The organism is Spiroplasma endosymbiont of Andrena trimmerana (assembly GCF_964019575.1).
Taxonomy (GTDB): domain Bacteria; phylum Bacillota_I; class Bacilli_A; order Mycoplasmatales; family VBWQ01; genus Spiroplasma_E.
The window spans coordinates 237,651-264,080 of record NZ_OZ026455.1 but is presented as its reverse complement, the minus strand read 5'-3'; the positions used below and the strand labels follow the sequence as shown (position 1 = coordinate 264,080).

Annotated in this window: 27 protein-coding genes; 9 read left to right on the top strand and 18 right to left on the bottom strand. The window is 23.2% G+C overall.

Translation table 4 applies throughout. The annotated features are described in order from the left end of the window. Positions 1 to 19: 19 nt before the first annotated feature. Entirely contained in the window at positions 20 to 1,294 is a 1,275-nt protein-coding gene (locus tag AACL03_RS01610; RefSeq protein ID WP_252320658.1) for a hemolysin family protein, read from the bottom strand. Positions 1,295 to 1,429: 135 nt separating this feature from the next. Here AACL03_RS01610 and AACL03_RS01605 point away from each other — a divergent pair, with 135 nt between their 5' ends. Then, entirely contained in the window at positions 1,430 to 2,077 is a 648-nt protein-coding gene (locus AACL03_RS01605) for a hypothetical protein (protein ID WP_339038961.1), read from the top strand. A gap of 241 nt (positions 2,078 to 2,318) precedes the next feature. Beyond that, complete coding sequence (locus AACL03_RS01600) at positions 2,319 to 2,888, top strand: hypothetical protein (protein ID WP_339038959.1); 570 nt, start codon at positions 2,319 to 2,321, stop codon at positions 2,886 to 2,888. A gap of 488 nt (positions 2,889 to 3,376) precedes the next feature. Here AACL03_RS01600 and rdgB read toward each other — a convergent pair whose 3' ends face one another. Together rdgB and AACL03_RS01590 are read right to left on the bottom strand one after the other, a co-directional pair. After that, positions 3,377 to 3,970, bottom strand: coding sequence for an RdgB/HAM1 family non-canonical purine NTP pyrophosphatase (gene rdgB / locus AACL03_RS01595; RefSeq protein ID WP_338979608.1), 594 nt, complete (start codon positions 3,968 to 3,970; stop codon positions 3,377 to 3,379). Then, a complete protein-coding gene (locus AACL03_RS01590; protein WP_338959145.1) occupies positions 3,970 to 4,503 on the bottom strand; it encodes a cob(I)yrinic acid a,c-diamide adenosyltransferase in 534 nt (177 codons plus the stop codon). Before AACL03_RS01590 ends, rdgB begins: the two co-directional genes overlap by 1 nt. 199 nt (positions 4,504 to 4,702) lie before the next feature. Here AACL03_RS01590 and AACL03_RS01585 point away from each other — a divergent pair, with 199 nt between their 5' ends. Further along, a complete protein-coding gene (locus tag AACL03_RS01585) occupies positions 4,703 to 5,389 on the top strand; it encodes a phosphotransferase (protein ID WP_339038957.1) in 687 nt (228 codons plus the stop codon). A gap of 50 nt (positions 5,390 to 5,439) precedes the next feature. Here AACL03_RS01585 and AACL03_RS01580 read toward each other — a convergent pair whose 3' ends face one another. The 4 genes from AACL03_RS01580 to topA all read right to left on the bottom strand — a co-directional run bounded on the left by AACL03_RS01580 (position 5,440) and on the right by topA (position 9,650). Continuing rightward, on the bottom strand, positions 5,440 to 5,742 hold the full coding sequence (locus AACL03_RS01580; RefSeq protein WP_252320869.1) for a hypothetical protein: 303 nt from the start codon (positions 5,740 to 5,742) through the stop codon (positions 5,440 to 5,442). A gap of 136 nt (positions 5,743 to 5,878) precedes the next feature. Beyond that, positions 5,879 to 6,763, bottom strand: a complete 885-nt coding sequence (gene ribF, locus AACL03_RS01575; protein WP_338959141.1) for a riboflavin biosynthesis protein RibF — start codon at positions 6,761 to 6,763, stop codon at positions 5,879 to 5,881. After that, positions 6,756 to 7,679: a tRNA pseudouridine(55) synthase TruB gene (gene truB / locus AACL03_RS01570; RefSeq protein ID WP_339038954.1), complete on the bottom strand. Its 924-nt coding sequence runs from the start codon at positions 7,677 to 7,679 to the stop codon at positions 6,756 to 6,758. Before truB ends, ribF begins: the two co-directional genes overlap by 8 nt. A 9-nt stretch (positions 7,680 to 7,688) precedes the next feature. Further along, positions 7,689 to 9,650 carry a type I DNA topoisomerase gene (gene topA / locus AACL03_RS01565; RefSeq protein ID WP_339038952.1) on the bottom strand — a complete coding sequence of 654 codons (1,962 nt, stop codon included), beginning with the start codon at positions 9,648 to 9,650 and terminating at the stop codon, positions 7,689 to 7,691. 246 nt (positions 9,651 to 9,896) lie between these two features. Here topA and AACL03_RS01560 point away from each other — a divergent pair, with 246 nt between their 5' ends. After that, positions 9,897 to 10,391, top strand: coding sequence for a hypothetical protein (locus AACL03_RS01560; RefSeq protein WP_339038950.1), 495 nt, complete (start codon positions 9,897 to 9,899; stop codon positions 10,389 to 10,391). 87 nt (positions 10,392 to 10,478) lie between these two features. Here AACL03_RS01560 and AACL03_RS01555 read toward each other — a convergent pair whose 3' ends face one another. After that, positions 10,479 to 11,447: a hypothetical protein gene (locus AACL03_RS01555; RefSeq protein ID WP_339038948.1), complete on the bottom strand. Its 969-nt coding sequence runs from the start codon at positions 11,445 to 11,447 to the stop codon at positions 10,479 to 10,481. Further along, positions 11,399 to 12,001 carry a hypothetical protein gene (locus AACL03_RS01550; protein WP_339038946.1) on the bottom strand — a complete coding sequence of 201 codons (603 nt, stop codon included), beginning with the start codon at positions 11,999 to 12,001 and terminating at the stop codon, positions 11,399 to 11,401. The genes AACL03_RS01555 and AACL03_RS01550 overlap by 49 nt, the downstream gene beginning before the upstream one ends. 475 nt (positions 12,002 to 12,476) lie before the next feature. Between AACL03_RS01550 and AACL03_RS01545 the strand changes: the two genes are divergently transcribed. Next, positions 12,477 to 13,427 (top strand): IS30 family transposase, encoded by a 951-nt coding sequence (locus tag AACL03_RS01545; RefSeq protein ID WP_339038665.1) that lies wholly within the window; start codon positions 12,477 to 12,479, stop codon positions 13,425 to 13,427. 141 nt (positions 13,428 to 13,568) lie between these two features. Here the strand turns inward: AACL03_RS01545 and AACL03_RS01540 are convergent, their stop codons facing one another. The 4 genes from AACL03_RS01540 to AACL03_RS01525 all read right to left on the bottom strand — a co-directional run bounded on the left by AACL03_RS01540 (position 13,569) and on the right by AACL03_RS01525 (position 17,489). Beyond that, complete coding sequence (locus AACL03_RS01540) at positions 13,569 to 14,501, bottom strand: BspA family leucine-rich repeat surface protein (protein ID WP_339038944.1); 933 nt, start codon at positions 14,499 to 14,501, stop codon at positions 13,569 to 13,571. 296 nt (positions 14,502 to 14,797) lie between these two features. After that, entirely contained in the window at positions 14,798 to 15,856 is a 1,059-nt protein-coding gene (locus AACL03_RS01535; RefSeq protein ID WP_338980692.1) for an MSC_0882 family membrane protein, read from the bottom strand. Between the two features lie 19 nt (positions 15,857 to 15,875). Then, complete coding sequence (locus AACL03_RS01530) at positions 15,876 to 16,184, bottom strand: hypothetical protein (RefSeq protein WP_174480536.1); 309 nt, start codon at positions 16,182 to 16,184, stop codon at positions 15,876 to 15,878. A 120-nt stretch (positions 16,185 to 16,304) separates the two neighbouring features. Next, the gene (locus AACL03_RS01525; RefSeq protein WP_339038941.1) at positions 16,305 to 17,489 is read right to left on the bottom strand and encodes a prolipoprotein diacylglyceryl transferase; all 1,185 of its coding nucleotides are present in this window, start codon (positions 17,487 to 17,489) and stop codon (positions 16,305 to 16,307) included. A gap of 277 nt (positions 17,490 to 17,766) precedes the next feature. Between AACL03_RS01525 and AACL03_RS01520 the strand changes: the two genes are divergently transcribed. Beyond that, the gene (locus AACL03_RS01520; protein ID WP_339038939.1) at positions 17,767 to 18,732 is read left to right on the top strand and encodes a hypothetical protein; all 966 of its coding nucleotides are present in this window, start codon (positions 17,767 to 17,769) and stop codon (positions 18,730 to 18,732) included. A gap of 159 nt (positions 18,733 to 18,891) precedes the next feature. Here AACL03_RS01520 and AACL03_RS01515 read toward each other — a convergent pair whose 3' ends face one another. Then, positions 18,892 to 19,404, bottom strand: coding sequence for a hypothetical protein (locus tag AACL03_RS01515; protein WP_338980700.1), 513 nt, complete (start codon positions 19,402 to 19,404; stop codon positions 18,892 to 18,894). A gap of 172 nt (positions 19,405 to 19,576) precedes the next feature. Here AACL03_RS01515 and AACL03_RS01510 point away from each other — a divergent pair, with 172 nt between their 5' ends. Then, entirely contained in the window at positions 19,577 to 20,821 is a 1,245-nt protein-coding gene (locus AACL03_RS01510) for an ISNCY family transposase (RefSeq protein ID WP_339038937.1), read from the top strand. A 141-nt stretch (positions 20,822 to 20,962) separates the two neighbouring features. Here the strand turns inward: AACL03_RS01510 and AACL03_RS01505 are convergent, their stop codons facing one another. Then, positions 20,963 to 21,454 carry a hypothetical protein gene (locus AACL03_RS01505; RefSeq protein WP_338980346.1) on the bottom strand — a complete coding sequence of 164 codons (492 nt, stop codon included), beginning with the start codon at positions 21,452 to 21,454 and terminating at the stop codon, positions 20,963 to 20,965. Positions 21,455 to 21,749: 295 nt separating this feature from the next. Between AACL03_RS01505 and AACL03_RS01500 the strand changes: the two genes are divergently transcribed. Beyond that, positions 21,750 to 22,700, top strand: coding sequence for an IS30 family transposase (locus AACL03_RS01500; RefSeq protein WP_339038665.1), 951 nt, complete (start codon positions 21,750 to 21,752; stop codon positions 22,698 to 22,700). Positions 22,701 to 22,712: 12 nt separating this feature from the next. On the opposite strand, the gene AACL03_RS01495 is transcribed toward AACL03_RS01500, so the two are convergent. Continuing rightward, on the bottom strand, positions 22,713 to 23,429 hold the full coding sequence (locus AACL03_RS01495) for a hypothetical protein (protein ID WP_339038935.1): 717 nt from the start codon (positions 23,427 to 23,429) through the stop codon (positions 22,713 to 22,715). Positions 23,430 to 23,564: 135 nt separating this feature from the next. Beyond that, positions 23,565 to 23,918 carry a hypothetical protein gene (locus AACL03_RS01490; RefSeq protein WP_339038933.1) on the bottom strand — a complete coding sequence of 118 codons (354 nt, stop codon included), beginning with the start codon at positions 23,916 to 23,918 and terminating at the stop codon, positions 23,565 to 23,567. 249 nt (positions 23,919 to 24,167) lie between these two features. Here AACL03_RS01490 and AACL03_RS01485 point away from each other — a divergent pair, with 249 nt between their 5' ends. Then, positions 24,168 to 24,317: a hypothetical protein gene (locus AACL03_RS01485; protein ID WP_339038931.1), complete on the top strand. Its 150-nt coding sequence runs from the start codon at positions 24,168 to 24,170 to the stop codon at positions 24,315 to 24,317. Positions 24,318 to 24,504: 187 nt separating this feature from the next. On the opposite strand, the gene lepA is transcribed toward AACL03_RS01485, so the two are convergent. Then, positions 24,505 to 26,313 (bottom strand): translation elongation factor 4, encoded by a 1,809-nt coding sequence (gene lepA, locus AACL03_RS01480; protein WP_422397462.1) that lies wholly within the window; start codon positions 26,311 to 26,313, stop codon positions 24,505 to 24,507. Between the last annotated feature and the right edge of the window lie 117 nt (positions 26,314 to 26,430).

Sequence of the window (26,430 nt, the reverse complement as noted above, 5' to 3'; positions counted from 1 at the left end):
AATAAAAATCCTGCACTAACTATTCTCATTTATTTTTAATTTTTTTATTAGTAAAAATTTCAACTTCAAAAACAGCAAATTCTTTGCGAACCTTTATAACTTTAAATGAAAAATTTCGAAATTTTAAAAGTGGACTATTTTTCCTTACTTTCTTTACTTTTGTTTTGAACATATATCATTCTTGGACAGTTTGTTTATTATAATTTGGAGGTTTTCTTTTTAAATAACGTTTAAATAATACTTCAAGTTTTGAAGAACCATCAACACGAAACTTATGTGTTCCTATTTCTTGTATCAATCCAATTTCATCAGTTTCATCATAAATTTCACCAACTAATTCTTCAAGAATATCTTCAAGTGTAATAATACCATTAAAATCTTTTTTATCTTTATTATTGCAGACAATAGCCATATGCATTCTTTCGGTTTGTAAAATTTCCAATGCTTCATTTAACTTAGTACGCTTAGAAATAAAAATTGCTGGTAACATTAATTGTAATAAATCTGGATTTTCATTTTCTAACATATTAATAATAAATTCTTTAATATTTAAAATACCAATTACATTTTGATTAACATGATCTAAAACAGGAATTCTACTATATTTTTCTTCTAAATATAGATGTTTAATAACTTTAGGTGGCGTATCATCATAAATATATTTAATTTTACTTTTGGGATGCATAGCTTGAAAAACTGATTTTTCATCAAATTTAATTGCAGATTCAATTAAATCACGTTCTGCTTTTTCAAGAACTCCTTCTCTTTCAATTATTGAAATCAATTCAATAAGTTCTTGTTCAGAACTTGTTGGTTTTTTACTTTTAAATTGAAATAAAGTAACAATAAAAGTTATTGGATAAAAAATAATATTAAGAATATACAAAATATATGCATAATTTAAAGCTATTGTCTCAGGATGTAATTTTGCAACACTTTTAGGTATAATTTCACCAATAATTAAAACAACAATTGCTGAAACTAAAGTTGATATTAAAGGACCATAAGTAGGAGAAACATGAAAAGAATCAATAAATAATATGGTACTTAAAGTACCAATTCCAACATTAATTACTGTGTTACCAAGTAAAATTGTTGTTAAAGTTACATTATAATTTTTAACTAACTTAAATACAATATTAGCACGACGACTTTTCTTACTACGTAATTTACCAATAGATTTAATTCTTATAACATTTAAAGAAGTTAATGATGTTTCAGCAGATGAATAAAAACCACTTAAAAATAATAAAACTAGCAATATTATTAAATAAATATACCAATTACTGTCCATATAGAAAAAAACTACTCCTTTTGATTTTTATATTGTTATTAAGATTATAACATAGTATACTTAGTACGTTATATTTAATTATTAATTTATTACTCATATAACTTTATGATATTATATTGAAGGTGATGAAAATAAATGCGTAAAAAATTTGGACTAATAGCAGCCTTAATAATAGGCATAACAACTAGTTTACAAGTTAGTGCTTGTACAGATGATTCAAAATATCAAGAATTTATTAGTGATGTTAATAGTGGGCATGCTTTTTTTGGCATACTTGGTGCTGCTGATAATCCACTTTCTAAGCAAATTATTGACGGTTTACACACAATGCAAATCAAAAATAATAATGTGCCAAGTAAATGAGATAACTGATTAACAGAAAAGAAAACTGAAATAAACAGTGTTACTACTAATGGGACTATTGATATTAAAATTTATGAAAAATCTCCTTATGCCAACCCTAGTAGTGATATTGTTAACCAATTTTGAAATGATAAAAAAATTAGTTGACAACAACAAATTTATCATTGACTACTTGACCATAAAATTTCTGATAATAGTTCAGCACCTGTTGCTGATTCAGGTGTCAAGGAAATTCAAAATCCTGTTGATAAAGAAAGAGCATTTAAAGCTTTACCAATTGTTTTTATTGTTAATAAAGGTAAACTAATAACTGTTGGCCAAGAATGAGGAACTATTGATAGTCCAAATCAGTTTTTTGATCAACTAACAGCTTTAATCACAGGTAATCTATTAAAAACTGCTGCTAAAAAAACTATATAATTTTTAAAAGAAGATATATAATTATCTTCTTTTACTTTTTTATTTCTTAATATTGATTATTCCATTTTTTATAAATTAATTTAACTAAGATACGTGTTTATTTTTTATTGTATTTTATTTATAAGGTGCTAAAATTTTAGTAGATAAGCAGATTTAGTAAAAATAACAATAATTCTAAACATTTCTAACTCATTACTTTTTTTAAAGTAATGAGTTTTATAGTTAAAAAGAGGTATCTAAAATGAATGATTTACTTATTAATAATACCAGTGAATTGGTAACTTTTAATACTAACAGTACAGATCCTACTAATATAAAAAATATTACTTGAAAAAATTCTATTCAAGAACACAAAAATAAAGTTGAACAAACATATCAAATTTTTTTAAAATCACAAGAATGAGGAAAAAAGTTAAGACAACAAATAACAACACCATTAACAACAACTAAAATTAAAAACAGACATAAAAAAAGAAGCACAAATATATTAGTCTCAACACTAACAACAGAACAAATACAAAGTTTTACAGTTCAACAAATACAATCATTTTTACCTGAACAAATTCAAGCATTAATGGTGCATCAAATTGAACAATTTACATTTTGACAAATCTCTGCTTTTACAAAAGAGCAAATGCAAAGTTTCACAAATGAACAAATACAATCATTTACACCTATACAAATTCCATGATTTACAGAAGAACAAAAAGAAGTATTTTGACCAAAACAAGTAATCACAAAGATTAACACTATGGATTTGCAAACTCAATCAACAACAAGTGAATTTAAACCAAATTTACCAAAAATGTAAAAAAAGCTTGTAACTTTTAAGTTACAAGCTTTTTAAAAATTAATTTTTAAACAAATTATATTGATATAAAATTAAATTTTTGACTACTATTAATAGTAAAATCTCGTTTACCATTTTCATTTATTTCTTGAATATTAAAAAACTATCAAAACTAATACTATGTTTTAATATTAAAGTTCAGTATTACCAAAAGTATTATATGTTCTAGGAAATCCAATAACAACTACTTCTTGTAATGAATCAACTTCATTTTGCGTTATTTTTTTATATAAACCATTCTTTCATTTTTTAATAATATCACTAAAAAATAAACAAGTAAACTATTACTAAAATGATATAACTAACATAGTATCTTTACTAATTTTTTTTAATTTATCTATTTTACTTAAACTATTATTTAAAATAGTTTCTAAACAAAATTCAATCTTTAAAAAAGAAAAACTGTAAAAAAGAATTAAACCATCCTTTTTATTTTTCATTTTAACTATCTAATTTTGTTCTTGTAAAAATGTTAATAATTGCTGAATTGCTGAATTACGATGAGAAATTTTATTTTTATCTGCCAATGACAATTCACCTAAAGTAGCATGTACTACTGGAACATAAAATATTTGATCGTAACCAAAACCATCATTACCTTTTATCTCAGTAGTGATTTCACCTTCAAGTTTACCAATAAATGCTTTAGTAATCTTATGATCAAAATCAACATAAGCAATAGCAGAAATAAATACTGCTGCACGATTAGTTTCACCTTCCATTTGTTCTAAAATGTCTAACATTGCATCATGATAGGACATTTCTCCCTTTCATCGTGCTGAGTTAATACCAGGAAAATTATTTAAAGCTAATATTTCTAACCCTGAATCATCAGCAATTACAGGACCATTCACTAATTTTGCAAGTGTTGTTGCTTTTAAAATTGCATTTTCAATAAATGATGTACCTGTTTCATTAATTTCAAGAGGAGAATTAAGATCTAACATTGATTTGACATTATATCCCTTTGTATGTAAGATACTCTTTAATTCATTAATTTTACCGATATTATTAGATGCAAACCATAAGGTTTTAGCAGTCATTAATAATCAATCCCTTCACGAGCAATTTGACCTTTTTCAAAATAATGTTTAATTGATTTAACTTCACTAATTAAATTAGCACATTGCTCTAAGGCAAAAGATGCATATCTACCAGATAATGCAATTTCAATATGTGATTTTTTATTTTTTAAAATTTCAATTAAGTCTTGTTCTTTAATCAAATTATTTTGAATACACCCTAAAATTTCATCAACAACAATAAGATCAGTATTATCACTTTGACTTAACAGTTTTAATCTAGTAAGACCATAATTAGTTTCTTGTTTTAATTTATTTTTTTCTTCTTCATCCATTTCTCAAAAAAATTTTTGCGAAGATTCATAAAAACTTTCAATTTTAAGTTTAGTATTTTGTTTTAAAAAATTAATTTCACCAGAAGGACGATTTTTTAAAAAACGTAAGTAACTAACATTAAGATTATTACCCAATGCTCTAATTACCATACCATTAAGAATTGAGGTTTTACCTCTTCCTTCACCTTTATAAATATGAATATAACCTTTTTTTAACATACTATCACTTACTTTCAATATTTTTTATTTAATAAATTGTATAATTTTATTACGGACAATACAAGCAAAATAGAGGTGTCATTTTGAAATTTAAAACTATTAAACCACCATATCAATTAGAGATATTAAAAACAAAAGGTTTAACCAATGACTTATTTTTAGTAAATAAACATTTTTTTTAAAACAATCTAAAGATATTTTGCAACCTTTTTTGAATTTTACAAATCAAATTAATGTTATTAAATTAATTAAATCAAAAAAATTTACATTACCTATTAATGAAGTCAATATTAATAATAATAAACTATTAACCTTAATGCCATATTATCATAATTTAATTAATTTAAGCGAACAAATAATTAATAAACAAATATTAGAACAAATTTCATCATTGGTAAAACAACTACATAATATTAAATTTGATAATAAATCATTAATTAAAACTTGAAAAGGTTTAGAACAACTTAATTTATACTGTAATTTAACTACTAGTAATCCTTGCTTAGAAAAAATAACCAGTGAGGTAATCAAATGAATTGCTACTTATCAACCAACAACAATTGTTTTATCTCATAATGATTTAACATTAAATAATTTTGTTAAAAAAAATAATTGTTGATATTTAATTGATTGAGATTTTGCTTGTTGAAACGACGAATTATTTGATATTGCCTCTTTTGCTTCTGAAAGTTTAACTTCTGAAACCGAAATTAATACTTGATTTAATTGTTTTAATTTAAATAATGAACAAATAATTATTGCTAAAAAATGAATGAATTATCAAAATTTAATTTGATATTATTGAGCTTGTTATTTATACGAACAAACTAATTTAAACATATATAAAGAAATTAGTGAAAGTAAATTAACTAATCTATTAAAATAAGTTATTTAAATAATTCATCATTTTAAGCCTGATTATGTAGTTTTAACTTCTTAACAAATTGAACCATAATTAGGTAATTTATTAGTAGTCTGTTTTTTTTGTTCAATTTGTTTTCCTTGTAAATTTATTTCTACTATATTATTAACAGCTGAAATGTTTGATTCTATTTCAATAACTATACATTTATTATTTGAAGCGTGTTCTTGTAACAATGGCATTCTTTCATCATTTACAATTTGACAATTATCATTTGAAGTAATATTTTTTTGTAAATTTTCTTTATAATCACAGTTTGCGCAAATTTCATTATTATCTTTTATTTGATTTATAAATTCTTTTACTCAATATTTCATTATTTATTTACTCCCTTTTTTCTTTTTTATTTTTCATTAGCATATACAATAAAATTAAATTTTATTGGAAATAGTTTTTAATAAATAGTATTTATAATGTTAATAATTATTGTAAATATAAAGAATATCACAATTATTATGGCTTTAATAATTTACTACTAGAATTAGCAAAATATTTAATTGTTTCTATTAAATCTTTATCCACTTGTTTTTTTAAATCATCTAAATTAGTAAACTTTAAATTATCACGAAGAAAATCTAAAAATCTAACTTTAATGATTTTTCCATATAAATCTTGATTAAAGTTTAATAAGTAAGTTTCAACTAACGGCTTATTATTACGTAACATAATTACTGTCATACTTTGATATCATTTATTATCTACTTCAGTAAGCGTAATATAAGTAGCAAGACCCGGTAATGCATAGTTTGTTAATAACGATAAATTAGCAGTTGGAAAATTAATCGTTCTAGCCTCTTTAATACCATGAACTACTTTACCACTAATTGTATATGGCTCTTGTTGTAAACAAAGATTAGCACTACTAATATCTTTATTTTGTAAAAGTTGTTTAATATAAGTTGAAGAAACTTTGTTATTATTAACAATAATATCATTACAAAGATAAACTTGTAATGAAGATTGTTGTAATGTTTTAATATTACCTTGCCCTTGATAACCAAACCTAATATTTGGATTAACAACTACTGCTTTAACATTATTTGCCAATAATCACGAAATAAATTGCTCTGGTGAAAGTGTTGCTATTTCTTTACTAAACTTAATTTCCCAATAATAATCAAAATTGTATTTAGCAATTGTTTTAATTTTATCTTCATTACTTAATAAAACCTCATTATTTTTATTACTAATTACACTTTGTGGTTTTCTATCAAAACTAATAATACATGTTTGATAATTATTTATTGTTGAATTAACTAATAATTGTTTAAATAGGGCTTGATGACCTTGATGAATACCATCAAAAAAACCTCAACAAGCAATAATTGGTTTAGACATCAATTTTTGATTTTGAATATTTAGATTTTTCAATTTTAATATCTTCATTACATTTAAAACCTCATTGGCTTACGTATAAATTATTTTTTTGATTACGATAAATAGCTAATGGCAAATGTTCAGAATTAACAACTAAAACATATGGCTCATTAGTGCTATCAATAACTAAAGGTTTACCATCAATAACACTTTTACTATTATCAACAACAATCGCTGGCATAATATTTTTAACACCATCATAAATACTAATATGATTTTTACTAACTGTTTCTTCATTAATAACATCTAAATTTAGGGCATTACTTAAATCAAAACCCGATTGATGAATTCTTCTCAAATAAGTTAAAGTTGCTGATGTATGTAAAATTCTAGCAATGTCAGTAACCAAAGCTCGAACATAAGTTCCTTTTGAACATACTACTTCAAAAGTAACTAAATCATTATTAAAACTAATTAATTTTAAAGATTTAATATAAACCTTACGTTTTGGTAATTCAACAAGAATATTCTCACGAGCATATTCATAAAGTTTTTTACCATTAATTTTAACTGCTGCATAAGCAGGAATTATTTGCTCATATTGACGATTATTATAAAATTCAAGTGCTTTAACAATTTCTGATTCTTTTAAATCAAGATGTGGTTTTGATTCAATAATTTTACCAGTAATATCGCCGGTGTCGGTTTTTAAAAATAGTTGCATTTTTGCAATGTAAACTTTATCACTTTTTAAAATAAAATCACTAATTTTGGTTGCTTCATTCACAAGTACTACCATTAGTCCTGTTGCTAAAGGATCTAACGTACCTGTATGACCAATTTTATTTAATTTCAAACGTTTTTTAATAACAACAAGACAATCTTGTGATGTCATAAATGAAGGTTTATCTATTAATAATATATAATCTTTTAACATGCGTTTCACCTACTTTACTTCTTTATCAGAAGTAACTTCTTGATACTTTTCAACATGTTTACAATTTGGATAATTAGTACACCCTAAAAATTTTCGATTTTGTTTTGAAGATTTAACAACCATTCAACCATCTGTACATACTAAACAAGGTTTAATTTTTTCTAATTGTTTTTGAATATATCGACATTTTGGAAATGCTGAACAACCGTTAAATTTACCATATCTTCCTGTTCTTTGCACAAGTGGGGCACCACAAAGTGGACAATCTTGATCTAATAAAACCGGTTTAATTTTAAACTCAGTCATTTTATCAAAAGCATCATCAATCCTTGGTTCAAACTTAACTCAAAAGTCTTTTACCACTTGATGCATATCAAAATTACCATGAGCAATTTGATCTAATTGAGTTTCAACTTGTGAAGTATATGTCTCATTAATAATATCATAAAAAAACTCTTGAAGTTTATCATTAGTTAAAAGACCTTTCTCAGTAGCTTTAAAAGACTTATTTTCAATAATAACATAACCGCGTTCTTTAATAGTGTTCATAATTGGATTATAAGTCGATGGTCGACCAATTCCTAGTTCTTCTAATGTTTTAATTAATTTAGCTTCTGTGTATCTTGGTTTTGGTTTAGTAAAGTGTTGCTGTAAATTTACTGACTCAACTTTAATAATTTGATTTTTTTCAAATTTTGGTAAAACTAAAAGTTCTTCATTTTCAAGACTTTCTACATCAAGCATTAAAAATGCTTTAAACTTGATTTGTTGTCCTGTTAAACGAAATTGATAATCATTATTTTTAAATAAAACAGTAGTACTAATTAATTGTGCTGGTGCCATTAATGAACTAAGGGCACGAAAATAAATTAAATTATAAAGTTTTAATTGATCTTTATTTAAAAAATCAATAGCACGTTTATTATTCATTGTTAAATCAGTTGGTCTGATTGCTTCATGAGCATCTTGCACATTTTTTTTATTAGTCTGTTCTTTCTTCTGTCCAAGATATTGTTCACCATATTTATTAACAATTAATGTTTTGGCATTTTCAATAAATTTATCATTTAAACGTATTGAATCAGTACGAGGATAACTAATAAATCCAGTAAGTGTTCCATTAACATCAATTCCTTCATACAATTGCTGAGCAATAAGCGTTGTTTTAGCAGTACTAAAATTTAATTGTGTTGATGCTGCTTGTAATAAACTACTAGTAGTAAATGGATTTAATGAATTACGCTTACGATTTTGTTCAGTAACAGAAATTACTTGATAACTATCACTTAATGCATTTTTAATAGCAACTGCTTCTTGTTCATTATTAATAACTAACAGTTCTTCTTTATATTTTTCACAATTTAATATTATTTTTTTTTGATAAGTACTATTAATTGTTCAAAATTCTTTACTAATAAAATTAATAATTTCACGTTCTCTTGTTGCTATTAATTTTAATGCTACTGATTGTACTCTCCCTGCACTACGTGAACCGATCTTCTTTTGTAATAGATTACTTAAGCGAAAACCAATGATACGATCAACCATTCTTCTTGCTTCTTGACTACGAACTAATGGTAAATCAATACTATGTGGAGATTTAAATGCTGTTAAAATTGCATCTTTAGTAATTTCATTAAAAGTTATTCGTGATGATATATTACTTGTTGCTAATACTTGATCTAAATGATAAGCAATTGCTTCTCCTTCACGATCATGATCGGTTGCTAGATAAACATGAGTAATACTTTTTAATTTACTTTTTAATTCTTTTACCTTTGGCATTTTTTTGCGATCAATTTTGTAAATTGGTTCAAAAGTTTCTAAATCAATTCCCAAACCATATTGACCTTTAATTGCTAAATTACGAATGTGTCCATCCGAAGATAACACTAAATAATCATTACCTAAATATGATTGTACTGCTTTACTTTTAACTGGAGATTCCATGATTACTAATTTTGATGGCATCTTATATCTTCCTCTATATATAATTTATTAGCTTTATTCAAATACTATTTTGTAATATATATAACTTTAACGCGAAAGTCAATATTTTTTTGGATATATGCTTTTTTATAAAAATTTTAAATAACTTATTAACAATTAATATATAAATTATGCTATATTTATTTAGTAAAAATTTAATATAAGTTTTTATCCTATTTATTTTTGTAAATAAATAGGTTTTTATTTTGATTTGAAAGGAACATAAAAATGAAATTTTTAAACACAAATGAGAGCGAAATTAATTCTGAAATACTTTCTAATTTATTACAATCAATACTTCCAAATAATCCTCTTACAGTGGGACTAGTATGTCTTGCTGGTGGAATTGGTTACTATTCATGAAATTTTTACAAAAATAAAAAACAAGAATTAAATATAAAAGTAATACAAAAAAATGATGAAAAGAAAACTACATTAAACTCAAATAATCTAACAAATCAATCAAGTAATATAAGTAAATATGAATATAATATGATATTAAATGATGCAACTAAAATTAATCAAATAATTTTAGATAATAACAATAGCAAAAATGTTGAAGAACAATATGATATGCTAAATGATGCTAAATCAGAAATAAATGTTGAAGAACAATATGATATGTTAAATGATGCTAAATCAGAAATAAACAAAGAAGATGAATGGGTAATAATTGATAATCAATCTAATGTAAAAAATACTATTCATAAAAATATTTTATAGACTATATTTTATAAAATATTAAAAAGAAAAAAAGTTAAAAGAATGAGTTTAATTAAAATTAATTAAAACTCATTCTTTTTAATTTATTTATAAAGAAGAACCTACATTATTTTTAGTTTCTAACATTGTCTGATCTAACATACCATTATTACAAGTTTCTGAACTAGTAAATATTGATAAAGTTTCTTTATCATCATTATCATGTTCACTATCAGTAGTACCACCACTTTCTGATAATGATCCTGATTGATTACCATTAACAGTATTATTACCACTCACTAGAATATTGCTATTACCATTTTGAGAAAAACTAGGAATTTGCAATAAAGTAGGAATTTCAAAACTACCACCATAATTTCCTAATTTTAATTCAAATTTCTTGACACCAGCAACAACAATACTACCATTATCATTATCAATTTTATATTTTTTATTTTTAATTGTAATTTTATATTTTTCTAATAATTGCTTAAGATCTTTTTCATATAACATTGGGATTCCTATTTTTTTTGCATTTTCTAAATCATTTTCATTAATAACATATTCTCCTACTTCAAACTTAGAAGGTAATTCACGATATCATTTGATTTTAAATTGATTTTTTTCTAAAAGTGCAAGTAATTTTGCTTCTAATGTTATTATTCTAATATTTATTTCTTTAAGTTTTAAACTCATTCCATGCTTATTTTCATAATCATTAAATTGTTTTTTTAATTTTTTTAATCTTTGACTTCAAATATCTATACTAGTATTTAGTTCTTTATTTACTTTCTTTAAAGAACTAGTTTTTTTAATTATTTCATCTTTTTTTGTTTCCATTATTTCTTTACATTTTTGATTTTCTTCTGCAAGTTGTTTTTTTAAATTTTCTTCATCACTTACTTGTATTTCTTCTGCTTTATTATTTTCTAATGAAATTTCAGTTTTTGACAAAGGAAAAACTTCTTTAATTATTTCTAATACTTTATTATTACTAATATTATTGTTGGCATTACCCACCGTCTTTATTAAAAAAAAAGTATCATTTCCATTTTTTCTTGACTTAATTGATCGCATTCATTTTGTAATTTATTTATAATGGTATTTCAATCTTGAAATAATGAATAATATTTTTCTCTACTGAAATGTCCAAAACTAATATTTTTAAATTGTTTTCTCAATTGTTTTCTTCTCAATTCTGTTTGTTCAACATCACTGATACTATTACTACATAAATTTCTAACTATAAATTCTTCTTTTGTTATATTATTTATTTTACTTGTAAGCTGTTTTCATTGTTCTCTGGCATTAGTAAAACGATTTCATCAATGTGGTTCTATATTTAATACTTCTTGAATTAGTCAAACATTATAAACACCAAAAATATTAAATGATTGGGTACGTAAAGAATCAATTTTTGCTTTTAATTCTATTTCTCTTTTTCTTCAATCTAACGCCTTTTGTTTAATAGTATTAATAGTCATCTCAGTTGCTAAATCATTAAAATTAGTAATTTCCTCAACTAAATTTTGATAAGGAATATGAATATTTTTTTCTTCATTAATAGTACTTTCTTCTTTTTCTTTTTCTAATTCTTTTAATTCTAATTCTATTAGTTTTAAATTTTGCATTTCAGTAATACTTGGACTATTTATTAAAGTTTTTTGTCTTCCTCTATTTTGATTTTTTTTGGCATTTACTTTCTCATCCTATCTATATATTCTCGAATTTTCTAATTGTAAACTTTAAACTAAAAATAAACCAATGCCTTACTTTTATTAAAATTAACTAAAAATAAAAAAAACTTTAATGAGTGTTTGCTCATTATAGTTTTTAAGTACTATTTTTAGTTAATGTGAATAATTATAACATCAAAAAAATAAATGAAAACATTTTTTTAAAATTTATCATTATTTAGTGACAACTTCCTATTAGTTATCAAGTAAAATTTTCCAAAAGTAAAAGAGAAATACAAATTTATAATTTAAATTTTCAACATTTTGCTGAGTTATACTTGTAAGTGCAAGTAAATAAAATTGCAAAAAATTCTCATATAAAAATTTCATAATGCTAAATTTAGTTTAGAAAAAAGTAAGGAGTTTTTATATGAGTTATAAACATCTTGGCATAGATGAAAGAATTTATATTGAGAATCAATTGAAATTTAAATTTAAAATTAGTGAAATAGCTAAAAATCTTAATCGAAGTATTAGTACTATTATTCGAGAAATTAATAGAAATAAAGATAATAATCATTATTTTTCATTAATTGCACAAAATAAAGCTGAAAATCGAAAACAATCACATATTAGTTTTCATAAGTTTAAAAATAAGAATTTAGTAAAATATGTACAACAAAAATTACTATTAGGTTGATCACCTGAACAAATTTATGGCAGAATTAAAAATTTTCATAAAGAATGAGTTATTAGTTTTAAAACAATTTATACTTGAATTTATTTTGGAATGCTTGATAAAGTTACTAGTAAAAATTTAAGAAGAAAAGGTAAAAAACGAAAATCTAAAGAAAATCGTGGCAAGTTTAATGGTAAATCAATTAAAGAACGAGATATAAATGTTAATGATCGTATAACACTTGGTCATTGAGAAGGAGATACTATAGTATCATCACGAGGTAAAAGCAAATCATGTTTAATAACTTTAGTTGAAAGAGTATCACGATTTACTTTAGCAATATTAGTTAAAAACAGAACTACTAAAGTTATTAATAAAAATGTCAGTTATTATTTATCAATTCTTCCTAAAAACATTGTTAAAACTATTACTTTTGATCGTGGCAAAGAATTTTCAAATTGACAACAACTTGAAAAAAATTTAGATGTAAAAATTTATTTTGCCAATCCATATTCACCTTGACAAAGAGGTACTAATGAAAATACTAATGGTTTAATTAGAGAAAAATTTCCTAAAAAATTTATTTTTTCAAAAACTAATAAAAATGAAGTTCATAAATTTATATTGTCTTTAAATCAAAAACCGAGAAAAATACTAAATTATCTTTCACCAATCGAATATTTGGATAGAAAAATAATTTAGTTGCACTTACCTTTACAATTTAGCTTTTTTAAAAAATAATTAATGAAAAAAATAAAAGTTTCATATAACACACTTTATAATATATTAATCAAAAAAAATTACTTATAACTAACAAAAAATTATATAACAAATTTTAATGAATTAATTTTTAAATTTTGGTAATTTGTTAGGATTATCAATTCCTGAATTAACACTAAAATTTTTATGTTCTGTTACTTTTTCTACATTTCATTTTGAAAGATCTTGATTAAAATCTTTAGCATTATAAAACATATAACTCATATCTTCTACATTAGATACATTTCATTCTGATATATCTTGATTAAATATTGAAAATCAATCAAAAACATTGCTAAACATAAAACCCATAGATTTTACTTTTGAAGTATCTCATTTTCCAATATTTTGATTAAATTGCTTTGCACCTTCAAACATAGCTGACATATTTGTTACATTAGAAGTATTTCAATTTGAAATATTTTGTTTAAAAGATATAGCACTAGAAAACATACTACTCATATCTTTTACATTTGAAGTATTTCAAGATGAAATATCTTGATTAAATTGCTGTGCACCTTGAAACATACATGACATATTTGTTACTTTTGAAGTATCTCACTTTGAAAGATCTTGATTAAATAACATAGCACCATAAAACATACTACTCATATCTTTTACATTTGAAGTATTTCAAGATGAAATATCTTGATTAAATTTTTCAGTAAAACCAAAAGCACTAGAAAACATATTTTTTAAAGATGTTATTTCTTGTGGTAATTGATTAGGTACTTTCTCAACTGTTACTGGCATTCTGACAACTTGAATTTCTTCTTTCTCATTTTTATAAAATCCAATTTGAACAATTTCTTTAGTTTTTATAAGTAATAAATCATGTGCATTAGTTGTTTGTTCTTTTCCATCTTCATCAATGTAAATTGTATCTTGTTGAGTTTTATTTTGAATATAGTTAGTTGTAATATTATTTTTTTGTATAGTTGAGTTTAAGAAATTCGTTAAATTTCCTGCGGTTGTTGCAAGTGTTAAAAAACTTAATGTTGTTAATAATTTTTTCATAACTTAATTCTCCTTTGGACTCTATCCTTATAAATTTCTCATATTTCCCATTTTACTTTTTTTATTTGATTTTTTGGATTCAATATTTTATACAAGTTAATAATACATTAAATTTATAAAAAGTTATTAACTAATTAAATATTGTAAATAAATACTTACTTTTTTAAATTTAACTATTTAATAAAAAAATATTTACATAATACAAATTAGTTTTTATTTAAAAATAATCTTTATTACATAAAATATTTTATTTAATGACATACTCTAATTATATATAGATAATATTCAATATTTTTTTACTTTTTCTTTCTTCTTTTTAATACAAATATTGGAATAACAATTGCAAAAAATATTAAAGCAGTAAAACCAATAGTAATAATCATACATATTCTATTTATCTTTTTTTTGTATTGATTTAACTCTTGTGGATTAATAATTTCATAGCCATAATAACTTATAATATTACGTTTACGAAATTTAAAAATAACAATATTAATCATATGAATAAAGAAAATAACACCTAAAATAATTGTTAAAGTTATTGCATCTTTAATAATATCAGGAACATTAACTGTTCATTTTTGAATAATAAAAGTTAATTTCTGACCACTAATCAAAAACATAATGCCAATAATAATACCAAGAACAATATAACTACTAATACTTATTCAATTAATAATTATCAAGTTAGCATGAATTTTACGATAATTTCTAATTATAAAATTAGGAGGTAATAATGACCCTTTTAATGTTCTTTCAATATATAAATCCACTTCTCTTCTTAATGTCACAAATTCAATAATATTAATTAAAATAATAGTAAGAGCAATAATTGCTAATGGAATAGTAATTACAGGATGAGGAATAATTTTTATGTTAATCATACCAAAATATAAACCAATAAAAGTTGAAGCAATAATTAATGTCATAACACCAATAAATAATAAAATTAATTGTTTTAGCTTCTCTGATTTAATTTCTCTGCTAATTGGTTTTGGAATTTTAAAACTATTTTTATAACTAACTATTTCCATAGTATTAAATGTTTGTGGTTGATCATAATACATATCTTTTTCTTTAGTAAAGTTTTCATTGATCGGCACTGTCTTTTTTTCTTGTAAAGGTATTATATAAGAACTAGTAACTTGTATATTTTTACCATCATATTTTTTTTCATTATAATCATTTTCATTAAAATCAGAATTATGAATATTTTCTTTATTTTTATTAATTGGTGGTACAACATTGCTAAAATAAGTATTATTATTAGTTGATTTTTGATAACCTTCTTTATCTGATAACCTATTTTTTTGTGAAAAAAATTTATCAAATAATTTAAATTTTATTTTAGACATATACATCACCTACATTTAATTAGTTAAAATATTTTTTTGTCTTTTTAGAAATATGTTTACTTGAATAAAATTTTCTTTGTAATTTGGCAATTTCATGTTCAATTTCCAAAATTTTATCTTCAAATTGATAATCTTTTTCTTCTAAACTTAAGTATCCTTTAATAGAAATCCTTTTGCGTAAATACATTATTAATAAAATTGATAATAATAACAGAAAAATCAAAAGTGCTAACCCACCCATTGAATATAAAAAAGTAGTAATTGGAATCTCAAAACCTAAAAACTTAATGGTATTAGTACTACTATCATCACTTACTACTGCTAACACTAATTTCACCTCATACATTAGTATATAAATATTATAACAAAAACACCAAATCTAATTAATATTATCTATTTAATAGTTTATTTTCTGTTATAATAATTATTTTAATAATAAAAAAGAATATTAATAATATTCTTTTTCATATGTTCATCCTTCGCTACGTAAATATTTTGCTGCAACAAATTGTGCAAATATTGCTAGAAACAGGCCAAAGAAAGTAATCAATAATAAAACTGTATAATCAAGAATTGGACGATTAATTAAAAATAAATCTTCTGGTGGGCGCTGTAACTCTAAAATAAATCTAATTAAATTTCATCCAAAAAAGTAAAGTCCCATTTGAACACCTGCATGCATCATTCGATAATGATGTGGATTATTTATTTCATAAAGTTTTTTGCTTTTATTTATATAATCATTAATTTTCTTACCAGAAGGTTTGACTTCTGCTAATGCTTTATTTACTACATTTTTTGGTACTTGATTATAATAGTAAACTTCATTTCACATTTTAGTTCAAGTCAAATGTTTTGGGTCACGATTTACTTTATTTCAATATTTTGGATTAAAAGTTATTTTTCCTCAGTATTTAAAATTATTTTTAAAATCAAATTGAAACTTATCTGGCTCTACTTTTCATGGCTTTTTACCAAATCATTTACCAAGATTTGGAACAACAAGTGTAATCACTAATCATAATCCTAAATTAGCAATTGATTCATAAAGAAATATTGGTGCACGATAAACAATTTCACCATTAATAGTTTCTGGAGTGCCACTTGGTCCACCATTTAATTTAAAACAATTATCACGAATAAAAGCAGGTAATCATGATAATGAATCATAATTTACAACGTTACCAAGTAATTCATGATTAAAGAAATTACCTCAACGTCCTAATACCTGTCCTAATAAAATATTAGGAATAATTAAATCACCATATATTCATAATGATATTTTATACTTACGACCAACAAAGTAAAAAATAATTGCACCAGCAATAATTCCAAATAAAACACCACCATGAATAGACATCCCTGGTTTTCAAAATGCAAATTTTTCAAAAAAACTAATTGACTTATTAGGATCATCCTTGCCAAGAAAACTAGCACCAAATAATGAAGCAGGAATAATAAATATTATTGATCATGCTAAAGAATCAGTAGGAACACGATAACGTTTAAATTTTACTCAAGAAGCAATAATTGAAGCAAAAATACCCGACATAATAGCAAATGCATAAACATGAAACCATCCACCATAAGTATCAGTAATGCCGTGAGGTCCAACAAAATCTAAATTTAACATAACAAACACCTCACTTACAAGACCATCTTTTAATATAGAATACCATAATAGAATACCATAACTAACTAAGAATCACAATATAAATAAAGGCAAACAATACATATTACATATATAATTTTGATAAAGTGTAATTGTAATTCACATTTTTTTAGATTTTTTATTGTATATTATTTTTTGCAAATATAAACTTAAATTAAGATTTACCAAAAAACAAATACAAAAAATAATGTATTTTTGCTAAATCTTAATTTAATTTTAAAAAAAGGAGGGAATAAAAATGAAATTTAAACAATTGTTATTAATTACCACTGTTACAAGTTTAGGGATGATATTATCAAATAATAAAATAATTAATAGCAATCAAAATACTACTTTTTTAAATAAAAACAATGTTTCTAAAATTAGCTTTAACAAAATGACAGGCACTACTGGTGAAATTAATAGTTTAACTTTTAAGGGGGAACAAACTTATGCCGTTAATAGTGAAGGTATTGTTTATAAAAGTGACAATGGTCAATCTTTTGAAGAAATAAATTTACTTAATTATGATTATAAAATAAAATCACTAATTACAACACCTAATGGCACAATTTATGTTGGAACTTATAATGAAAAAAATAATGAATTAAAAGTTTATATTCTTAAAAATGATCAACTTGCTGAAAAATATACTTTAAGTTCATATCAATTATTAGCAATGACTTTTGACAAAGAAAATAATATTTATATAGGAACAAATCAAGGGGTATATACTAATTCAAGTCCAACAACTGAATTAGAAAAAATAGATGGGGCAACAGGTAGCATTACAGTTTTAAAAACAACTAAAAATGGCTTAATTTATGCTGGTAATACAGAAGGAATGATTTTTAAAAGTATTGGGGGTAATCCTTTTAATTTAGTTGAGCAACTAAAAGATGGTGGTATTACAAGTATTGCTGTTGATAATAAAGAAACAATCTTTGTTACTAACAACAGTAAAAAAGTTTATTATAAACGTGTTACTATTGCTAATTTTTTACCATATAAGCAAACTTTAGAAACAATAAATACAACAGTAATAACTTTTGGAACAGGGGTTTTAGTTGGTGATAAAGATGGTAATATATGAAAAAGTTATCAAGAAAAAAACTTCACTTTATTCTATGAAAATAAATTTAATTCAATTAATGAATTGATTTATAATTCTAATAATTTTACTATTTATGCAACAACTACTGATGGAATATATAAAAATAACTAATTTTAAGTTAGTTCTTTTTTAAAAAAATTGTAATACTTATTGAAAATTTAATAGTAAAATTATAAATCATTTTAATTTTTTATAATTTTGTTTATTCATAAAACATCTCTAATAAAATATTAGAGATGTTTTTAAAGATACTTTATAAATATATTAAACTTATATATTTGCTTGTAAATTTGATTTATATAAAAAACTATTACTATTTTTTAACTTTAATTTTATTTCTTTAAAAAAATCAAATCTTTCTTTTTCTTTATAATCATTAGAAAATATTTCTAAAGTTTCAGCATCAGATTTTTCATAAAAATGATATATATTATTGAATACTTGCTCTTGTGTTTCTTCTTCTTTTATTACTCGATATATAAAATTAAGAACTGAACACATTTTTCGATATTTATTATCTTTTCTTAAAGCATTATTAAATTTTTCTTTTTGTTTAGTATTCATTTTTGATATTTTTGAACTATTTTTAACGTTTGTTATATCAATTTCTTCATCGACTAAATAAACTATTTGATCTAAAAAATTTAATACTAATTCATCTACATCTTTTGATTTATATTTTTTTAAGGTTTCTAAATAAGTATCTGCTAAATTAATTGCTAATAAATTTAAAAAATTATTTAAAACTTTTGTTTTTAAATTTTTATTGATATTTAAATCCATTATCAAAACTCCTTAAAATCACCTTCAATAGAGTGATTATATCAATTTTAACCTCATATTTTTGTAAATACAATATTACTTTATTTTTTTTGTCATTATTTAGTGATAATTTCCTATTAGTTATCGAGCAAAAATTTCCCAAAAGTAAAGTTAAATATACTTGGTGATAAATATGGAAAGAAGCATGACTATGAAAGAAAAATATAAGTTTAATATTATAAATGACATTATTATTAATAAATTATCTAAACATCAAGCTAAGAATAAACTTAACCTAACTATTAGAAGAATTAACCAATTAATTCAAATTTTCAATAGAGAAGGTAAAGTTGGTTTTATTCATAAATCCCGAAATAAAATTTCTAATAAAACAACAAATTTTGAAATCAAAATTAAGATTATAAATTTATATAAAACCAAATATTATAATTTTAATTTTCAACATTTCCATGAGAAATTAAACAATGAAGAAAAAATTAAAATTTCATATAGTACACTTTATACTATATTAATTAAAGAAAAAATTACTTCACCAAAAAGACATAAAAATAAGAAAAATAACTTGCATCCTACAAGAAACCGAAGAACAAATTTTGGTGAATTAATTCAAATGGATGCAAGTAATCATCATTGATTTGGTAAGGATAAACCAAAAGCTTTTTTACATGCTGCAATTGATGATGCTACAGGCAATATTGTCGGACTATGATTTGATCATCAAGAAACATTAGATGGTTATTATAATGTTTTTTATCAAATTTTAACTAAATATGGCATACCAAAAACATTTTATACTGATAATAGAACAGTTTTTGGATATAAAAAACAAATCGATGCTGGCAAAATAAACACGGAAAATGATACTTATACTCAATTCCAAAAGTCTTGTAATGATTTAGGTGTTGAAATTATTAGAACTTCCATTCCACAAGCTAAGGGTAGAATCGAACGCTTATTTGGAACACTTCAAAGTCGCTTAATTAGTGAACTTAGACTTAATAAAATTAAAAATTTAGAAGAAGCTAATCAATTTCTTAAAATATATATAAGTATTTTTAATAAGCAATTTGCCTTACCTATTGATAATAATAAATCTGCTATGATTAAAGCTCCAAACCAAGAAGAAATAAATATTTATCTTTCAAGATTTTCTAAAAGAAAAACGGATAGTGGTTCAACTATAACATATTATGGTAAAAAGTATTTTCCTTATAAAAATAGCAAAGTTCAATACATACAACCTAGAACTGATGTAATTGTACTTAAATCGTTTATTAATGAGTTATATCTTAGTTATAATCATCAAATATATGAATTAAAAGAAATAGCACCAAAACCAATTATCAAAGAAGATTTGATAAAAACTAAAAAGGTTTATATACCAAATAAAAACCATCCTTGAAGATATGGATACTAATAATACCAAATTAAAATTAGATAAAATTCTTTTTATAAAAGATTATTTTTGTGAATACTTAACTATATAAAATTTTAAATCGTTTGTCGAGCAGCAAATTTGATGCCTTAAAATTGATTTTAAAGATATAAAAAAATAAAATTATACACCACCAATAGCACAAGCACCAGAAGCCATTGTTGTAATACCACCAACAACATTACCAATTATGGGAATAGTATTTAAAGCACCATTAACAATAGTTAATGTGTTTTCACAATTTAAATTTGATTTATTTTCTAGATTTAGAAGTCTGTTGTCAAGTTCATTAACTTGTTTTTTTAAAGTTTCAAAATCTGCTTTGATTCCTTGAATATTTTTGTTTAATTCATCTAACTTTAATTCATGTTCAATTAAAGTTGAAATATAACTTCAATCTCTTATATAACCTTTTATTATTTCTTTTTCTTGTCTTTTTCAATTATATAATGCTTGAGGATTAAATGTTTTAGAATTATTGATTGCTTGTGGTAAAGTAGAATTTCATTCATTTATATGTGCAAATCATTGTTTAACTTTTGAATCATTTGCTATAATATTTGAAATTTCATTAAATTTATCTTGTGTTACATAGGTAAAAGTTGGTTTTGTCAAACCATAAGAATAGGGACTAAAAGTACCAACAATTATTTTTTTTCAAAATAGCCAATAAAGTGTGAGTAATTAGATTTATCCAATAAATAAACTTCTGATAATTTAAAATTATGATATTTTTTCTTTATGGCACTTTTAATTTCGTTATCAACGTTATGATTAATTTTTCCTAAATTAATTTTTATATCTTTGCTGAGTTATACTTGTAAGTGCAAGTAAATAAAATTGCAAAAAATTCTCATATAAAAATTTCATAATGCTAAATTTAGTTTAGAAAAAAGTAAGGAGTTTTTATATGAGTTATAAACATCTTGGCATAGATGAAAGAATTTATATTGAGAATCAATTGAAATTTAAATTTAAAATTAGTGAAATAGCTAAAAATCTTAATCGAAGTATTAGTACTATTATTCGAGAAATTAATAGAAATAAAGATAATAATCATTATTTTTCATTAATTGCACAAAATAAAGCTGAAAATCGAAAACAATCACATATTAGTTTTCATAAGTTTAAAAATAAGAATTTAGTAAAATATGTACAACAAAAATTACTATTAGGTTGATCACCTGAACAAATTTATGGCAGAATTAAAAATTTTCATAAAGAATGAGTTATTAGTTTTAAAACAATTTATACTTGAATTTATTTTGGAATGCTTGATAAAGTTACTAGTAAAAATTTAAGAAGAAAAGGTAAAAAACGAAAATCTAAAGAAAATCGTGGCAAGTTTAATGGTAAATCAATTAAAGAACGAGATATAAATGTTAATGATCGTATAACACTTGGTCATTGAGAAGGAGATACTATAGTATCATCACGAGGTAAAAGCAAATCATGTTTAATAACTTTAGTTGAAAGAGTATCACGATTTACTTTAGCAATATTAGTTAAAAACAGAACTACTAAAGTTATTAATAAAAATGTCAGTTATTATTTATCAATTCTTCCTAAAAACATTGTTAAAACTATTACTTTTGATCGTGGCAAAGAATTTTCAAATTGACAACAACTTGAAAAAAATTTAGATGTAAAAATTTATTTTGCCAATCCATATTCACCTTGACAAAGAGGTACTAATGAAAATACTAATGGTTTAATTAGAGAAAAATTTCCTAAAAAATTTATTTTTTCAAAAACTAATAAAAATGAAGTTCATAAATTTATATTGTCTTTAAATCAAAAACCGAGAAAAATACTAAATTATCTTTCACCAATCGAATATTTGGATAGAAAAATAATTTAGTTGCACTTACCTTTACAATTTAGCTTTATTTCAATCTGGAAAATCATTTTCTAAATTATCAAGACGATTATTTGGATAATATTTCTCATCTTCTGTTATTATTCTTACTGATTCAAAATCAAATCAATTAAATGGTTTTTCATAAAGTACAATTTCTATACGTTCTTTTCTAGAACTATCTGTATATACTTTTTCAATTTTTGAAAAATTATCTCAAATTGTTTTACCTACTTGTTGTATTTCTTTTCATGTTCATGGAAAAATTGCAGTAATTGAAATATCATTAGAATTATATCGTTGCATCATATCCTCTTTAAATTTTTCGCCAAGTTCTCATGCAGGATTATCTTTTCAATAATGATAATCAGCTATTATTCCTTCAAAAGTTTTTGGTGTAAATGAACAAGTTACTTTACCTCAACTACCCCTTATTTCGTTTTTACCATTTAATGTTCTTTTTAATCGATTTCTGTGTTTTTCATGACGATGTTTATTCATATTTATTTTGCTATTTGTTGTTGGGTTGTTAATAATAAAATCTGTTTGATTATTACTTGCAAAATTTAATTGTTGATTTACTAAATCTAAACTAGTCGTATTTTTTCTAACTCAATTTTTAATATTTGAATTATCAATTGACTTACCATTAATACCTTGTATTTTATTATTTAAAAGTGGAGCAGTTAATACTCACAATTTAAATCAATAACTTGGACTAAAATATTTCATAATTTTGTTCTCCTTTGAAAGTAAATATAAAAATATTTACTTTCAAAACAAAGCAACTTTTATTTGTTAAATTTTACTTCTTTTTTATTTTTTTTGATAAATATTTTTGGGAAATTTTCACTCGATATTGACATATTACTTTATTTTTTTACCTTTAATTCGTTTTCTTTTAAGTTCCAATTCTAATTTAGGATTATTATCATGTTTTAAATAATAATTTTGTCTATTTATAGTTAATTTATTTTCTAATATTAACCCTAATCTTTTAGTTTTTTCTTCAGCTAATTCTTTTTGTAATTTTCTGTCTTTTTCATTTTCAAGTGATTCATGTTTAAATCTAGAATCTTGTAAATCTTTTTCATGTTGTCTTTGCTTTTCTTTATCAATTAATTTTGCTTCAATCTTAGCTCTATTTTCTATATACTTTTTAATACTTTTAAAAATAGAAATTGGGTTCAAACAATCAATTATTTTTAATAAAATTTTCACATAACCCCCTACTCCCCATTTAAGTAATTATTATTAATTACTTATTATAAATTAAAATTTTATCAATTTCTTAGGGAATTGTTTTTTTATTATATCATTTTATTTAAACTTGCTTTTAATTTATTTTTCTATGAATACTAGATTTATTATAGAAAATTATATCATTTTATTTATAAAAATTATAAATAAAATGATATAATAAAAAATATAAATAAATTATTTATAAAACTTTGAAATGGGGAATATAAAATGATTAATAACATAAAAAATATGATTAAAAATTACTCTAGAGAAATTGAGTGTCACGCAATAATAAAAAATAATTTAGAAAATAATCATTTAAAAAGTCAAGAGAATTTAATTAATATTGAAATGCAAAAAAAATTACATAAAAATTAAAATGGAAATAATTGCAGAATTAAAAAAATACTATATATTTAACATAAAATTGTGAGAAATCTCATTTTTATTTCAAAATATGCTTTATGAAAATAAAAAATTAATTGACTTAAATAGATCAATTAATTTTTTATTTTCAAATAATCCAATTTAGAAAAAAACAAAGCAAATATTTATAACTTTTTTATTAATTTTCTTCATCTATTTTTAAAACAGCACGAAATGCTTCTGGTGGTAATTCAACATTACCAATCGATTTCATTTTTTTCTTTCCTTCTTTTTGTTTTTCTAAAAGTTTTCTTTTTCTTGTAATATCACCACCATAACATTTAGCAATAACATCTTTTCTAACTGCTTGCACAGTTTGACGAGCAATAATTTTATTATTAATAGCAGCCTGAATAGCAACTTCAAAATTTTGTTTTGGAATTAATTTTTTTAATTTTTCACATAAAACACGCCCACGATCATAAGCAAAATCCTTATGAACAATAACAGATAATGCATCAACAATATTACCTGCTAATAAAATATCCATTTTCACTAATTTACTTTCCTGATAACCAATTAATTCATAATCTAATGAAGCATAACCTTTTGATATTGATTTTAATTTATCAAAAAAATCAATGACAATTTCATTCAGTGGCATATTATAAATAAGAGTTCTTCGTAAATTATCAGCATATTTTAAATCTAAATAAGTTCCGCGTTTATCCTGACATAATTGCATCAATGCACCAACATATTGTTCTGGTGTCATTATTGTTACTTGCACAAATGGTTCTTCTACACTTTTAATTGTCTGCACAGTTGGTCATTTTGCTGGATTATCAATTATTAACTTTTCACCATTAGTTAAATTTACTTCATAAATTACAGAAGGAGCTGTTGAAATTAAAACTAAATTATATTCACGCTCTAAACGTTCTTGAATAACATCCATATGTAATAACCCTAAAAAACCACAACGAAAACCAAAACCTAATGCTTGTGATGTTTCAGCAGTAAAAATTAATGAGGCATCCGATAATTGAATTTTATATAATGCATCCTTTAATTCTTGATATTTATTAGTATCAATTGGATATAAACCACAATAAACCATTGGTTTTAAAGTTTTATAACCCGGTAATGGTGCATCAGCAGGATTAATAACACTAGTAATCGTATCACCAACATGAATATCACTAATTATTTTAATTGCACCACTAATTCAACCAACTTCACCAGCTGTTAACATTTCTCTCTTTTCTTCTTTTGGTGTGCGTACTCCTAATTCAGTAATTTCATATTCGGCACCAGTTGACATCATTCTTACTTTATCGCCAACTTTAATTACACCAGTTTTAATTCTAATAAATGCCATCACTCCACGATATTTATCATATAATGAATCAAAAATTAAAGCACGCAATGGTTCATTATCATCAGCATCAATTGGATAAGGAATATATTTAATAACTGCTTCTAAAACATCGCGAATATTAATACCTGTTTTTGCAGAAATTAAAGGCGCATAATCAGCAGGTAAACCCAATACTTTTTCAATTTCTTCCTTAACTTTTTCTGGTTCAGCACTTGGTAAATCTATTTTATTAATAACAGGAATAATTTCTAAATCATTATCTAATGCTAAATATACATTTGCTAAAGTTTGTGCTTCAATACCCTGAGCAGCATCAACTACTAAAATGGCACCTTCACATGCTGCTAAACTACGCGATACTTCATAAGTAAAGTCAACATGACCTGGAGTATCAATTAAGTGAAGCAAATAAGTATGACCATCTAATGATTGATATTTAAGTTGTACACTATTTAGTTTAATTGTAATGCCACGTTCACGTTCTAAATCTAGTGAATCTAACAATTGATTTTTCATTTCCCTTTTTGAAACAGCATTAGTTAATTCTAAAATACGATCAGCCAAAGTTGATTTACCATGATCAATATGGGCAATAATTGAAAAATTTCTAATGTATTTTTTATCGATACTCATAATATTATTTATTCACCTATCTTTTGCTTATAAACTATTTACTATGTTTTAGTATACCAAAGTTTAAATAAAATTAAATCGAAAGTTGCAGATAATGTTATAAATATATTA